At 40.4% G+C, this 14,620-nt stretch carries 17 protein-coding genes; 5 read left to right on the top strand and 12 right to left on the bottom strand.

The features are described 5' to 3' along the window. Positions 1-49: 49 nt before the first annotated feature. The 10 genes from AC5YCI_RS03560 to AC5YCI_RS03605 form a co-directional block, all read right to left on the bottom strand. Positions 50-499 (bottom strand): phage virion morphogenesis protein, encoded by a 450-nt coding sequence (locus tag AC5YCI_RS03560; protein ID WP_195728621.1) that lies wholly within the window; start codon positions 497-499, stop codon positions 50-52. Continuing rightward, positions 496-1,023, bottom strand: coding sequence for a phage tail protein (locus AC5YCI_RS03565; protein WP_496175237.1), 528 nt, complete (start codon positions 1,021-1,023; stop codon positions 496-498). The genes AC5YCI_RS03560 and AC5YCI_RS03565 overlap by 4 nt, the downstream gene beginning before the upstream one ends. Continuing rightward, positions 1,020-1,877, bottom strand: coding sequence for an N-acetylmuramidase domain-containing protein (locus AC5YCI_RS03570; RefSeq protein WP_005267288.1), 858 nt, complete (start codon positions 1,875-1,877; stop codon positions 1,020-1,022). Before AC5YCI_RS03570 ends, AC5YCI_RS03565 begins: the two co-directional genes overlap by 4 nt. Further along, positions 1,874-2,167 (bottom strand): phage holin family protein, encoded by a 294-nt coding sequence (locus AC5YCI_RS03575; RefSeq protein ID WP_005267286.1) that lies wholly within the window; start codon positions 2,165-2,167, stop codon positions 1,874-1,876. The genes AC5YCI_RS03570 and AC5YCI_RS03575 overlap by 4 nt, the downstream gene beginning before the upstream one ends. Beyond that, positions 2,164-2,556: a putative holin gene (locus tag AC5YCI_RS03580; protein ID WP_496175238.1), complete on the bottom strand. Its 393-nt coding sequence runs from the start codon at positions 2,554-2,556 to the stop codon at positions 2,164-2,166. The genes AC5YCI_RS03575 and AC5YCI_RS03580 overlap by 4 nt, the downstream gene beginning before the upstream one ends. A gap of 10 nt (positions 2,557-2,566) precedes the next feature. Beyond that, complete coding sequence (locus tag AC5YCI_RS03585) at positions 2,567-2,776, bottom strand: tail protein X (RefSeq protein WP_005267282.1); 210 nt, start codon at positions 2,774-2,776, stop codon at positions 2,567-2,569. After that, positions 2,777-3,241, bottom strand: a complete 465-nt coding sequence (locus tag AC5YCI_RS03590; RefSeq protein WP_005267274.1) for a head completion/stabilization protein — start codon at positions 3,239-3,241, stop codon at positions 2,777-2,779. A gap of 103 nt (positions 3,242-3,344) precedes the next feature. Continuing rightward, positions 3,345-4,091, bottom strand: coding sequence for a phage terminase small subunit (gene gpM, locus AC5YCI_RS03595; RefSeq protein ID WP_496175239.1), 747 nt, complete (start codon positions 4,089-4,091; stop codon positions 3,345-3,347). A 10-nt stretch (positions 4,092-4,101) separates the two neighbouring features. Continuing rightward, complete coding sequence (locus AC5YCI_RS03600; RefSeq protein WP_005267272.1) at positions 4,102-5,091, bottom strand: phage major capsid protein, P2 family; 990 nt, start codon at positions 5,089-5,091, stop codon at positions 4,102-4,104. 52 nt (positions 5,092-5,143) lie between these two features. Beyond that, the gene (locus AC5YCI_RS03605; RefSeq protein WP_496175240.1) at positions 5,144-5,962 is read right to left on the bottom strand and encodes a GPO family capsid scaffolding protein; all 819 of its coding nucleotides are present in this window, start codon (positions 5,960-5,962) and stop codon (positions 5,144-5,146) included. A gap of 159 nt (positions 5,963-6,121) precedes the next feature. On the opposite strand from AC5YCI_RS03605, the gene AC5YCI_RS03610 reads away from it, so the two are divergent. The 4 genes from AC5YCI_RS03610 (at position 6,122) to AC5YCI_RS03625 (ending at position 10,366) form a co-directional block, all read left to right on the top strand. Next, entirely contained in the window at positions 6,122-7,909 is a 1,788-nt protein-coding gene (locus tag AC5YCI_RS03610; protein ID WP_496175241.1) for a terminase large subunit domain-containing protein, read from the top strand. Beyond that, positions 7,909-8,904, top strand: a complete 996-nt coding sequence (locus AC5YCI_RS03615; RefSeq protein WP_405264838.1) for a phage portal protein — start codon at positions 7,909-7,911, stop codon at positions 8,902-8,904. Before AC5YCI_RS03610 ends, AC5YCI_RS03615 begins: the two co-directional genes overlap by 1 nt. After that, on the top strand, positions 8,904-9,410 hold the full coding sequence (locus AC5YCI_RS03620) for a hypothetical protein (protein WP_496175242.1): 507 nt from the start codon (positions 8,904-8,906) through the stop codon (positions 9,408-9,410). Before AC5YCI_RS03615 ends, AC5YCI_RS03620 begins: the two co-directional genes overlap by 1 nt. Positions 9,411-10,138: 728 nt before the next feature. Beyond that, positions 10,139-10,366 (top strand): hypothetical protein, encoded by a 228-nt coding sequence (locus AC5YCI_RS03625; RefSeq protein WP_496175243.1) that lies wholly within the window; start codon positions 10,139-10,141, stop codon positions 10,364-10,366. 215 nt (positions 10,367-10,581) lie between these two features. On the opposite strand, the gene AC5YCI_RS03630 is transcribed toward AC5YCI_RS03625, so the two are convergent. Both AC5YCI_RS03630 and AC5YCI_RS03635 read right to left on the bottom strand, forming a co-directional pair. Then, positions 10,582-11,772, bottom strand: a complete 1,191-nt coding sequence (locus AC5YCI_RS03630; protein WP_496128927.1) for an MFS transporter — start codon at positions 11,770-11,772, stop codon at positions 10,582-10,584. After that, entirely contained in the window at positions 11,773-12,693 is a 921-nt protein-coding gene (locus AC5YCI_RS03635) for a DMT family transporter (protein WP_496128928.1), read from the bottom strand. It lies immediately after the preceding gene. A gap of 789 nt (positions 12,694-13,482) precedes the next feature. On the opposite strand from AC5YCI_RS03635, the gene AC5YCI_RS03640 reads away from it, so the two are divergent. Then, positions 13,483-14,610, top strand: coding sequence for a Re/Si-specific NAD(P)(+) transhydrogenase subunit alpha (locus tag AC5YCI_RS03640; protein ID WP_496175244.1), 1,128 nt, complete (start codon positions 13,483-13,485; stop codon positions 14,608-14,610). Positions 14,611-14,620 lie beyond the last annotated feature (10 nt).

The raw sequence follows: 14,620 nt of genomic DNA on the forward strand, positions 1-14,620 counted from the left end.
TTTCAGCTGAGTAAAGTTGTATAAACCTATTTTCACAAGATGAAAGAATTTAAAGTTTGATATGTTTTAGGAATGAATCTTCAACCAATTTAATGTCTTGTTCAGTAAAACCAAGTAATTCACGTTTTGGATAGACCACATCTGGTGCACCTTTTTCTGCACGATCTTTTAAACCTTCCTGGTGCACACGTGCAATTCTAGCGACACGACCGACAAAGCCAATTGCAATAGAATCTGCATTGCTGAGTACTTTTAAATTGCTCGTATTCTTTATTTTTGTGAACATTTTTCTTTTGATTTTGCCTTTTTGCTCACGTAGGCGTTTACGTCGTGGGGTATAACTAGATCCGTCAGTATTTTTCTGTTCAGAAATTCGCTTTCCTTGGCTTTTTCTTAAATCACGACCAATTTGTTTGGCAAGTCTTGCACGTTCACCCATCGACAGCCGTTCTAATAACGGCTGAAGATAATTGGCCAATTCAAGTACATTGCTGCTCATGGATTTTTACCTGGTGGCATAAACGCCATTGAATAACCTTCTTTTTTAGCTGTGGTCCATGATGCCAATTGATGACCAGATGAATCAGTCAGTATGACGTTTGTAGGTTCTTCAAATGGTGTGTATTGCGGTTCAGCCGGATAACTTAATTCAAGTTTTCCTTCGTCATTCTTTTTCACAATGACACGTTCAGTCAGTGGAATTTGAAAGTTGATATCGTATTTACTGTTATCAATTAATTCAGCTTCAAAGGTGATCGACTGTTTGCCTTTTTCATGGTTGGCCATGAGCTCAGATTGATGTTCTGCAATCCATGTGAACAGCACAACACCAATCACATCAATATCACCGGCATAATCTGTGATAATGACATCAAGCGTATATGACTGCTCAAAACTAAAACCGCCTGCCATCGTGCTTCGCAAGCTGCCTTGGTTTGCAAAAATTAGTAAGCGGTCCTGATCAGGGCTTAGATCAGGAATCGCTTTTAATAGATATTCTCTTAAATGATGTGGCTTTTTCATGCAGCTTTAGCACTCTTATAGTTTGGATCGAGGCGATTCATCACACGTAAAAATTTGCTGTCATAGCCTAATTTTTTATAATTTCGACCGTTATACAGTGTAAAAACCACATGCCAATTTTCTTGACGTAATGCATCGATCAACTTCCAATGCTTATCATCCACTTCACCAGACTTGTTTTCACAGTAACGAAGGAATGCTTCAAACTGCAGGCTTTCACTTTGTTCATGTTGAGCCACAAAATCTTGCACAGATTTATAGCCAAGGTCTTTCCAATTCTCACCCATCAGCTGAAAACGGCCCCAACTAGCAGATTGCAACGCACACGATTCATCAAGCTGTTTTGCTTGACTTAAACGTGTGTACTCAGCAGATCCACCGTGATAACCACCTGTTTTTGTATTCACAATATTCGGATGTTTGGCCATCAATGCATTGGCTTTGGTTTTGCCGAATTTCTGATTCAAATAGAAATACATGCGATGACGTTCAAATAAGATTTTCGGTTTACCATTTGGTAAGTAACCTTCACCCAGTGTTTCAACTTCAGCAATCGCTTTGATCACGATGACAGGTACACATAAACGTTTTGCACCTGCGACCAGATCACTTTCTTTTAAAAGTTTACTGGTGTCTTCGCCACGTAATGCTTTTAATGTGTAGTCACCGACCAAGCCATCGACTTTCAGGTTTTTTAATTTCTGAAATTGAATGACGGCATATTCGGTATTTTCACCAAAGTCACCATCAGCTGAAAGTGGCTTTTTATTTTTTCCTGTCATGCCGGCTTTGATGAGTAGCTTTTGCAATTCAATGACGGCTAAACCTTTCGATCCAATTTTTAAAATACTCATGGGGTGCTCCGTAACATTGAAACGACATTGCCTTTACTGCGAAAAATAAAGATCAATAAGAATACAGCAAGAATTGAATCCCATATCGTGACTGGATCTTTGATGAAAATGATGTGAATGCTTTGTGCCAGGAATGCACCAATTAAAACAGTTGCGAATAATCGTAACGAACATGACTGCAGATGAAGGCGGTCAAAACATAAAATACGAAATGCACATGCCACATAACAAAGCACGGCAATGATTGAAAAAATAGTTTGCGCCAATGGCGACAACATAAGTTGCATCATTTTTTATTCTCCTTTCCAAAGGTATTGGACAGGGCAGAAAAGAACTTTGAGGTGGTATTGAATATTTCTGTCAGGGTGGATTTATTGACCCACGTCATGACTTTGACCAATACCGGTAAAGCAAACATACTGGTGAAACAAGCGATCACCGTGTGACTGTTTATACCTGTACGATTGGAAATTTCAGGTGCTAAGGCATAGCCCAGGGCAACGGATAACATGAGAGAAAAAATACGTTTTCCATAGCTCAGTGACTCTTGGGTAAATGCTAAAAATGCTGCACCAATTACGGCACCAAACAGTGCATCACCATTCACGAATGGAAGGAGTGATATCAATCCTGCAGAAGCGGTAATTGCGACAGTGGTTGATGTGGTTGGTTCAGCCATATTTTTGTTCTCAGTCCCAAAGCTGAATGCTTTGCGTTTTATTTTGTTGGGTTTGAATTTCTGGTAACTGAACCTTGGTACCCATCGGAAGAAATGGACCAAATGCAGACAGATGTGGATTGGCTTCAAGTACTGCTTCGACCACACCAGATGAGCGTCCATAATTGCGCCAACAAATAGCGTCAACCGTGTCATCTTGAAGGGCATAAACAGTTTTCATTTAGACCAGCTCCACATTCAAACGACGAATTTTTTTTAAATCACGAATGGCAAAGCGCAGATCACGACGATAGTCATCAATGGTCGGTGTCAGTTCATCAGCTTTTTGGCCACCATTATTTGTGGTGTCATAAGCGCGATATTGTTCATTCAGTTCAGCACCAACAGCTGCAGCAACGGCACGGAAATATAAAACTTCAGTAATCGGTTTTGTGGTGGTACCTGAAGTAATGGTTTTTGTGCTGAGTTGGGCAAGTGTGGCTGCTTTTGATGTGAGAGATTCAAGTTGATCATTCACTTCAATGATGGCTGATTCGATGGCAGGTATTAAACGCTCATTGGTGACACTACTATCAAAGCGCAATTTTTCACGAATGGCTTTTGAAGAAATTTCAGGAAAGAAATCTTCACTGGTGATGACAACATCTTCATTGTTGCGGTTGCCGTTTGCAATTAGTCCGGTCATTGTCATTCTCAAATAGTTGAGGGGTGGAGAATTGAGTTTGTAATTACACATAAAAATGTCATTACATCGTCAATTCTGCCCCTCGGTTGGTGCGGGGCACTCGTTACGTCGAATGAAACATCAAGTTGCCTTGATCATCGACGACCTGTGAACCATCTGCATTCAGCATAGGTTCAGGTGAATTTTGTAATTGTTCTTTGTAGAGCTTTTCAGCTTTTTTAAGATCCGTTTTACCGCCACAGTTTTCATTTTTTCCAATAGCCATTTTGATAAATGCTACTGCTTCGGATCCACGGTCTAACTGCAAGAAAGTACGACCAATTGCCAAATATAATTTGGCACGGATCTGGTCGTGCATGTCATGGTGGGCAGTCAGTTGATTCGCTTTTTCAAGAACATCAAGTTTAAATACTTGGCCATCCTGATAGGTTTTGTGAGCAGCATTGCCAATTTCTTCAGCAACAATACTTGCAGTACTGCGACTAAATGAATCAGGCATTTTTAAGTTCTGTTCTAAAGCATATTCAGCAAGGCTTAATCCTTGACTGAACAAGCCACAGTCAAAGCACCACAGCATGATGGTGGTGATCACTTCATCTTGTTCAACTTTTGCGCCTGACTGAACGACACCCAACACATAAGGCATGTGCTTTGGAATCAATTCTTTTTTTGCTTCAGCGCGTTTGTCTTGAGACTGGATTGAACGTAAAACATGAATGTCATTTTTTAGTTCGGTCAGTTGTAATTGGTAGACGCTTGCGTCTGGACGTACACCACCAAATTCATCAGCCTTGGCAGCTTCTTTTGCTGCCAAAGCCTGAAGGCGATGTCGTCGAGCTGGACTCAACATAAATCACCTATTATTGAATTGTGATGCCTTCAACCAATGCAACTTTTTCGTATGCTTCAATCACATACGCTTCATTGGAAGATTGATAATCTTCAATGCGGTTTTTGCTTGGTTTTTCTTGGATGTAACGACGTTTTGCATCTTTTTGATAGTAGATTGACAGGTTGTCAAAAGACGTGATCAAAAGTGCATTATCAGGGAAGTGTGGTACACGTGCTGCAGGTAAACCACCGATTTGTTTTTGGCTTAATAAAACCTGACCAGCCAATACATTGGTATTGTCAGACGCATCATTCACGATTGGGAAGTTTTTGTCAGCCAACAGTGAACGACCACAGATCACGACGAGATCCGTATCATCTTGGTGAACTTCATCAATTAATTCATTGACTGCATCGACCACCAAAGCATCTAGGTTTTTATATGTACCAGCTGCACCCACGGTGACTGTTGACATCACACGATCAGGTGCATTAGTACGAATCTTTTGCAACCAACCAATATTCACGTCTTGCAGTTTTGTATTCACAGTACGATCAGTTGTTGCTGCTGCAGATGTACCGTTGAAACCGATCATGATACGGTCCAAAGCAATTGCTTTAGCAACGGCATTAGTCCAACGTTGATGGAAGTCTGCGAAAACTGACCAAGCATCAAGTTTTGCATATGGAATCGCCACATCAAAATCAGTCTGCTTGCATTCGTATTTGTCTGAACCTAAACCAGTCGGATCAGTTGGAGTACGTTCACCATTGCCTGATGTATCAGTACGACCTGCAATTGTTTTATTGACAGATAAACCAATTGCTTCACCTGTTTGAGTATCGACAGGCATGACATTAATTTTTTGAAGAAATTCGCTTGAAGCCTGAATTTTTTCTTCCATTTTTTGAGCAGGTGCAGGTGCTACTGTGAATTGCACCTGTGCAGATTCAACACCGTTTAGTTCAGCAACTTTTGCCAAACTATGATTGAATTTTTTACGTGTATCGTTACGCATTTTTTTCTCGCTTATAAGCAATATTTATAGACTGCTGACAGTGATTAAACTATTAGCACTCGATTTGTTCAGAGAAGTTGCCAGTGTTTTCAGGTGCAGGTGGTGTACCTGGATTTTCTTCGCCTTCTAATTTGGCTTTAAGATCAGTGAAGTCTTGTTCCAATTTAGAATGCTTGGTTTTAAGTTCCGAAAACTCATTTTCTACCTTTTGCAACTTGGTCTGAGTGTCGTTGAAGGTTTTTGCAACCTCGTCAAGACACTGAGTAATTTCCGTGAATTTGCCGTTATCTTTATTGTCTTTTTCTTCTAGTTTTGGCTTCAGCAAATCCATGAACTTTTTGAAGATACCTGGTGATTCAGATTCTTCGAATTCGATTGATGCTTCTTCAGCTGCAGTAAACAAATTCGCTGCATCTTGTTTACGACCTGCAAATGGGTTTGCTTCAGGCTTTTGTGCTGCAAACTCCATGATTTGCGTACCTAATGAAGCAGGGGTGTCAGTGAATGCAAGACCCACCAAATATGCTTTACCGGTATCAGCAAAATTTGGATTTACCTCAATTGAAGTAAATAATTTCTGACCTGCATTGTGCAGTTCGATTAATTGATCGAAAGCATCAACTTGGGCAAATAAAGCAAGTTTTTTTGTACCGTTGATTTCTACTTCTTCAGCTTTTAAGGCAGTGACCTTTGCATACGTGCCAAATTCAGAACTTGGTGAAAAGCCACGGTAATGTTCAAGATTGCCTAAGGCTGTATATGTATTTGGATCGTAGCTGTCAGCCATTTGTTGAATCCATGTCGCTTCAATCACTCGACCATCAGTCGTGGATCCAGCAACAGCAACACGGAAAAATTTGGATTTCTTCATTTCTGAATCCTGTGTCTATTGTCGATAGATAAAATCTATTTAAAGTAGTTAGCAGAATCGGAAGAACAGCCATAACATTCAATCAAACTGGGTTGTATAAACACTATTTCACAATATCAGTGCAATGAATAAAAACTGATGTGTTGGCTTAATGAGCCAATGGATAATGCACTTAATACCCCGAAAAACGTGACCTTTGATAAGCGCCTTCTAGCAAAATTTTTGTATTGGATGGGGTGGCGAATCAGCTCGATTGCAGATCACATCGACGAACCTGATAAAAATGTTCACGCTTGGAAAACACGTGATGAATGGGATAAGGATGCACCTGCCGGTCGTGTGGGTGAAGCTTTGACTGCTCAATTAATCAAACTGATTATTCTTGAGAAAAAAACCCCTGGTGATTTCAAAGAAATTGATTTACTCATGCGCCAACTTGAGCGCATGGCAAGAATCGAAAAATATTCTGACGGTGGCAATGAAACTGATCTGAATCCAAAACTCAAAAATAGAACTGCTGGACCACGTAAGCCAAAACAGCCAAATGCACTGACTGAAGAACAAGTCGAAAAACTTCTTGAAGACTTTGATGACGGTTTATTTGAATATCAAAAAGTTTGGTACCGTGCTCGTGAACAGCGAAATCGTGCCTTATTAAAATCTCGTCAGATTGGTGCGACTTTCTATTTTGCACGTGAAGCATTGATCAAAGCTGTCACAACTGGTCGAAATCAAATTTTCTTGTCTGCATCAAAAGCCCAGGCACATGGCTTTAAAACTTACATCAAAAACTTTGTCATGCAATCCATTGAAGTGGATCTGCAAGGCGATCCGATTTCAATCACGCTTCCATGCGGTAATACTGTTCAGCTGATTTTCTTGGGTACCAATGCTAAAACAGCACAGTCATACCATGGCGATTTATATTTTGACGAATTCTTTTGGGTGCATGGCTTTGCGACACTGAAAAAAGTGGCATCGGCAATGGCTGCCCAAAAGCAGTACAAAAAAACGTATTTCTCCACGCCATCCAGTAAAACGCATGAAGCCTATGCATTCTGGACAGGGGATGCCTTCAATAAAGGTCGCAGCAAAGAAAATCGAATTGAGATCGACACCAGTCACGCAAATTTAAGAGACGGTGCTTTATGTGGCGACAAAATGTGGCGACATATTGTCAATATTCAGGATGCCGAACGCCAAGGCTGTGATCTATTCGATATTGATGAACTCATTGCTGAAAACAGTCCTGAAGAATTCGCAAATTTATATATGTGTGAATTCGTTGATGATGGTCACAGTGTATTTCCACTATCCATCATTCAGCCATGTATGGTCGATTCATGGGAAGTATGGTCCAAAGACTTTAAACCGTTGGCACTTCGTCCATTTGGTAATAAACCGGTATGGATCGGATATGACCCAGCCGAAAGTGGCGATAGTGCAGGGCTTGTGGTCATTGCACCACCTGAACCTGATTATCCAAAATTCCGTTTGCTTGAACATCATCAGTTCAAAGGCATGGACTTTGCCAGCCAAGCGCAATACATCAAGAAATTAACGACGAAATATAACGTCAAATATATTGGTTTAGATAAATCGGGTATGGGTACTGGTGTTGCTCAACTCGTTCTTGAATTCTTCCCAAATTTAACGACCTTCAATTATAGCGTCGATGTCAAAACACAATTAGTCATGAAAGCAATGGATGTGATCAACAAAGGACGTTTTGAATTTGATGCCGGATCCACTGACGTGGCCATGTCAATTATGGCTATTCGTAAAACACTGACGGCTTCTCAAAGACAAATGACATTTGAAGCATCACGTGCAGAAAACATCGGTCATGCTGATTTGGCTTTTGCCATTTTCCATGCGTTCGCTAATGAACCTTTGACCCTTGATGACCAAACAAAATCTAAAAAATCCTCTATGGAGATTTACTAATGTCCGACAGTAAAGTGCAGGCATTTACGTTCGGTGATGCAGAACCGGTGATGAATGGCCGTGACTTATCACAGTTTTATGAAACATGGCTATGTGGCAATTATTACGAACCACACATCAGTATGAATGCTTTGGCAAAATCCTTTAAGGCAATGCCTTATTTGTCGACTGCAGTGTTTTATAAAAAGAATCAACTGGTGTCTTCATTCACGCCAAATAAATTGATTAGTTCATCTGAATTTGAACGAATAGCTTTTGACTACTTGGTATTTGGAAACGGCTATTTGCAACGGATCGACAATCGTTTGAATGATCCACATCACTATGATGGACTCATGGCCAAGTACACCAGACGCATGAAAAACTCGAATGAATTTCTGCAGCTGCTGAATGGTTTTGAAGAACACATTTTTAAACCTGGTACCGTTTGTCACATCAAAGGAATTGATGTCGATCAAGAAATATATGGCACCCCTGAATATATCGCTGCACTTCAGTCGGTTTGGCTAAACGAATCAGCAACTTTATTCCGTCGCAAGTACTACAACAACGGATCTCATGCCGGCTTCATCTTATACATGACCGATTCAGGAATTGATGATGATGACGTGGAAGGTCTGAAACAAGCCATGAAAGATTCACGTGGTCCAGGTAACTTCCGCAATTTATTTCTTCATGCACCTGGTGGAAAAAAGGATGGCTTACAACTGATTCCGATTAGTGAATTGGCTGCCAAAGATGAATTCTTAAATATTAAAAATGTCACACGTGATGACGTTCTTGCATCCCAACGTACACCGCCACAACTTCTCGGAATCATTCCATCAAATGCAGGTGGCTTCGGATCCATCAGTGAAGCACGTGAAGCCTATTGGTATTCCGAAATTGTCCCACTTCAAAATTTATTCGCTAACACAGTGAACGAATGGGCAGGTGATCAGATCATCCGCTTCAAAGAGTTTCATCAACTTCAATTCAAACAGGAAAAACAATAATGAATATTGCTTTGGCAATTAAAAATTGGAAATTCATCGTGATGGCTGCCTTGGCCATCGCTTTGGCGTTTTCAGTCACCAACTGCACAAGTAAGTCACATCAAATTGATTTACTCGAATCACAAAAAACTTTAGCTGAAACACAACGTGATTTGCTTGCATCGCAACGTGCCAATGAAGTGCATGAAGTAGAGCAGGCATGGTCGCAACAACTTTTGGAGTCAGAACGAAATGCAAATAAAAACTTACAAGTTGCGTTGGCTGCTGCCAGTGACAGTGCTTTGGCTGTTGACCGGTTGTCAAAGCAGATCAGTGATACAAACAAACGTTTGTCCTCAGGTACCCATGAAGCCATCGTTGAATATGGAAAGACCTGCAACTTCGTACTCAAAACAATGGCAGACCGTGGTGGAGCAATCGCAGCAGCAGCTGATGGACACGCAATTGATGCAGAACGATTAGACCAGGCATGGCCACAGCAGGTGAAGCCTGATAAACAAAGCTAATCACAGTATTTACACGAAAATAAAAGTCCTCCATGTGTGAGGGCTTTTTTTTGGCCAAAGCTTCCAAAACCACAGAATCCGGTTCAAGCCGGGCGGTTGGCCCCCCTCCCCACCTGCCCAGTAAATGTGTCGAATATTCAACAGATTTGTGATCCTGACCGATGGACCTCTAAGCCACAGCAGTAGTGGCGCATGACACAGCCGAATGCTCAAAATTCAGTTCTACATAATTCAACAGGGATTCTATGAATGCCTACAACTTTCGATTTATCAAAAGTTCCTTCAACTCAATCAATAGTGCTTAAAAAAGGTTAGAAACAGTGAAATGAAAGGTTTTTAATATTTAAGTATCTGATATTTAATAATTAAATTTCTAACCATATAAAGGTTAGAAGCGGTTAGAAAAAAGTTATAAAAATCAAAATATTTATATAAAACAATAATATAAAAGGTTAGAACTTCTAACCAAAATTAGAGGTTAGAACTAACCATAATCTAACCATTTTCTAACCTTTTTAAAATTGTAATTAATCTTTATAAATCATATATTTGAATACTATTTTATAATTTCCTAACTTTTCTAACCTCTTTTTTTTCTCACCTGAAATTTTCAAAATCATCAAAATCACATTAAAAAAGCCTTTCTCAAACTTTGGCCATTGCTGTCATATATATGTGTGAGATCTCTACATCTGATATATTTTCTGTACTGTTATTGGAGATCTGTCATGCATACCGAAGAATTATTTCAACTGTTTTTTAAACTATTAGATCCTGACATGCATCCACCAAAACTTTATCAACGTGGAGATTTGGAAATGTTTTGGCGTGAGCGTTTTTCAGAAGCATTAGGTTTTCAAGAACCAAATGGTGCAATGATGAGTTATGTAGAGTTGCCAAAAATATTTTTGAAGACTTATAGAGCTGTTCAGGAAAAAATGGAGTCCTCTAAATAATAGGACCGATAGTTATTTTGCACCGTATTTGCACCGTGCTTTTTATTATTGAATTAAACCACTGATAATAAGAATAAATTTTTAAATGTTGTCTAGTCCATCATGGGCGCGACCGAAATACGAGGCTGTAAAGATTGCAGATGAGACATAACGACCTAAGACTTCAAACAACGAGAGCGCGGCATTATACGGCTTTTGGGTAAAAATCGACAGCCCTAAGCGTCTTGCTTATGTTTTATATACAGTTGATCCAAAAGTGCAAAGACGCCAGCCATCAGTACTAAGCTTAAACCAGCCAAACAGCTCATGCTCCAACCGCCCTGTTGCCAAGACAAGACTCCAAGCGCAGAACCACACGCACCACCAATAAAATAGGTGGTCATATAAATCGAATTAATCCGAGATTTGGCATCAGGGCGTAAACGAAACACAATGCCTTGATTGGCAGTGTGCACCATCGCTAAGCCTAAATTAATCACGGCATAACCTAAAATATAACTCAGCAGTGACACCGCACCGCCATATAATAATGCCCAGCTAATTGCTAAAGTCACTAAGCCTAAAAGTGTGAGTAATTGGGTACGACCACGATCAGCAAAACGTCCTAAATAACTACTCGAAAGTGCACCAAATACACCAACCAAGGTAATTAAGCCCACCCAAATATCAGTTAAAAAGAATGGTTTTTGCGTGAGTAATACAGCAATCGTTGAAAATAAAATGCTCATCGCAGCAAAACAGCAACCCCCAATCAAGGAGCGTAAAGCCAAACGTGGTTCTTGTTGTAACAGCTGACCCATGGAACGGAAAATGTCAAAGTAGCTTAATTTTAAACGAAGCAAATAAGGCAGGCGTGATTTCAGTAAAAAGGCTAAAACCAACATGAGTGAGCCACTGAGCACGTAAATCATCTTCCAATGCCAAAGCTCAGATAAAACACCTGCAATACTGGTTGAGAGTAAAATCCCCACCAATAGGCCACTCATTAAAAAACCAATCACTTGTCCGGTTTTTTCAGGCTTTACTGCCATGGTAGCCAAAGGAATTAAAACTTGGGCTGCCACCGAAAATAAACTGGCCACAATGGTGCCAAACCACAGCATATAAATATTGTTCGAAAATGCCGAGATAAATAAACCGACTGAAGCCATTAACATCAACAGTGGAATAAATTTAGTTTTATTAACAATATCGCCAATTGGCACAATCAACAGTAAACCTAGCGCATAAGCCACTTGCGCAAAGGTTACGGTTAAAGCCACTTGTGATTCAGGTACCTGAAAATAGTTTTGAATGGAACTAATTAAGGGCTGACAATAATAGTTGGTGCCGGCACATAAGCCACAGGCGATGGCCATAAGCCAAAGCAGCGCTTTGTCTTGACTAATATCTAAATTTTGCTGCATTTAGGCTGTCTTTTTCGCAAGTGTAATCATAAGAACCCCCACAATATTTAAGGCGCAGCCCAACCATTGAATGGCATTCATATATTCGCCTAGAAAAATCGTGGCTAAAATAATCGTTAAAATTGGGCCAATGGAGGCAATCATGGCAGATTGAGCAGGCCCCAAACGCTGAATACTTTGTGCCATTAATATGGTGGGCAATACCGTCACAAAAATTCCTAGTGCAATGCCATAGTACAGCACTTGAGTGGGCAGTTGGGCCATTAATTGTAGCGGCTGCGGTGTGGCCACAGCAAAATGCACTAAGGTGCCCACACAGGCAATGCTCAGTACCAAAGCATTAAAATGCCATGAACCAAACTGCCGAATTAAGCGTGGTGTCATCAGTAAGTAAGCAGCAAAACACACTGCACTGGCAAAGACCAAACTCGCACCCAACCAAAAATCACTGTTATGGGGGGTATTGGCTTGCTCTTGCAGCATTACCAGCACAGTGCCGCCATAGCTTAAGGCCAGCGCCAGCACAATTTTGAGCGTCAATTTCTGTTTAAATAACACACTGGCGGCCAATACAGTTAAAGTTGGATATAAAAATAAAATAATCCGTTCTAATGAGGCGCTAATAAACATGAGCCCCATAAAATCGAGCCAACTTGAAAAGTAATAACCTAATAAACCTGCTGCCCATAAAATCAGCCAATCTTGCCGTGTAATCCTTTGTTTTTGATGACGACTCAGCCATGCAATGACTAAAAAAAATGGTAGTGCACTGGCCATTCTAAGTGCCACTAAGACTGTGCCATCCACCAACGGTGAGAGTGCATAGGCTTGTTTAATAAAGATGGCTTTACTGCTAAATAAAAAAGCAGCACAAATGGCAAACAATGCACCAAGTTGGCTCGAGGTCGGGGCAAGAATCATTCTATATTTCAGCCATATGTAATAAGGGGCAGTTGAATGTGGAGGCAGTATTTTAACTTTTGCGTTTGAATTTAATAGCGATACCTAAAATTTTAGGGTCACTTTATCATAACTTGATAAAGCCACCAATGTTGTTCCTATAAAGAAAAGTTAAGTGATTGATAGTGTTTTGATATGAATTTTGCATTGTTTTGGTGCAAAAATAGACAAATGAGACCAATTCATTGTCGACCTATATCACTATAAAAAATATCAACTCATTTTTTTTCAAACCATTTGTAACATTACTTGAGACTTTTGCCTTACAGACAAGGTATTTGTCCTGTGTATTTTGCCCAGTACAACATGTTAATGATGTATGAGTGCTGTGCTTAAATGGCATCAAGATAAATTTGACTTTGATCTGAATTGATCAAAACATGCTAAAAATAACATGGTGTAAAAAATAGGCTAAATATGGTTGTTTCAGCAGCTATTTGTTAACCCTAGCTGTAATGCTGATTTTATGATCAAGTGTTACACGTGAGTAAAATGAGATGAGCTATTTTAGAATATTTAATGATCAATCACACAAAAGCAGCCATGACTTAATAAAAAATCGCAACAATTAAATAATGATGTGATTTTTTTTATGAATCATCAGTTCATAGTTTTAATATTTATTAAATAAATACTAGGTAGAAATAGAAAAAATTTCCATTAGAATCAAAAAAATCAACAAAAAATAACCAAAGGGAAAACACCATATTTGTGGTGTTTGCTTGACAAAAACTAGCTTGAGGGACGCTCATGCAGATCGGAATCCCAACCGAGACAGTAGCCGGTGAACATCGTGTTGCTGCCACACCAGAAACTGTAAAAAAACTCATCAGTGCAGGTCATCACGTGGTGATTGAACGTGGTGCTGGTGTTCGTGCTGCTTATATTGACAGTAGCTATGAACAAGTCGGTGCTAAAATCACTGAAGATGCCTATTCTGGCAGTGAAATTATTTTAAAAGTACGAGCCCCGAAAGCTGAAGAAATTCAAAAACTTCCGCAGGGCAGTCACGTGGTGGCGATGTTTGATCCCTACCGTAATCCCGAGCTAGAACAATTTGCCAAGCAAAATGTCACAGCATTTGCTCTTGAATTGTTACCACGTACTTTGTCGCGTGCGCAAAACATGGACGTGTTGTCATCACAAGCCAACCTTGCTGGTTATAAGGCAGTGTTACTGGCATCCAATGAATATCAACGCATGTTCCCAATGCTGATGACAGCGGCAGGCACAGTCAAACCTGCGCGTGTGGTGGTGATGGGCGTGGGTGTGGCAGGTTTGCAAGCGATTGCCACAGCCAAGCGTTTAGGCGCTGTGGTTGAAGCCACGGATTTACGTCCGACAGCCAAAGACCAAGTCGAGTCTTTAGGTGGCAAGTGGTTGGATGTGCCCATGTCTGAAGAAGAACAACAGCGTGCTGCAGAAGCGGCCAGAAACGGTTATGGCTGGATGCCAGGCGAACAATACATTAAAGACCAAGCCGCAATTGTCGATAAAGCGGTTGCCAATGCGGATATTGTGATTACCACGGCATTGCTACCAGGTCGCGATGCACCGCGTTTAATCAAAGCAGAAACAGTTGCCAAGATGAAACCAGGTTCAGTCATTTTAGATATGGCTGTGGAAACTGGCGGTAATGTAGAAGGCTCTCAATGTGGTGAAACCGTTATCACTGCCAATGGCGTGAAAATTTTAGGCGTACCCAATATTCCGGCTACGGTTGCCACAGAAGCATCGGCCCTTTATGCCCGTAATGTGTATAACTTTGTTGAAACCTTATTTGATGCAGAAAAGAAACTATTTTTAAATCAAGAAGATGAAGTTCAAAGAGCGTTAATGATCGCCCATGGTGGTCAAATCCTACTCAAACGTGGTTAAGGAGCAAACA

The sequence above is a fragment of the Acinetobacter sp. CY17 genome (genome assembly GCF_059515825.1).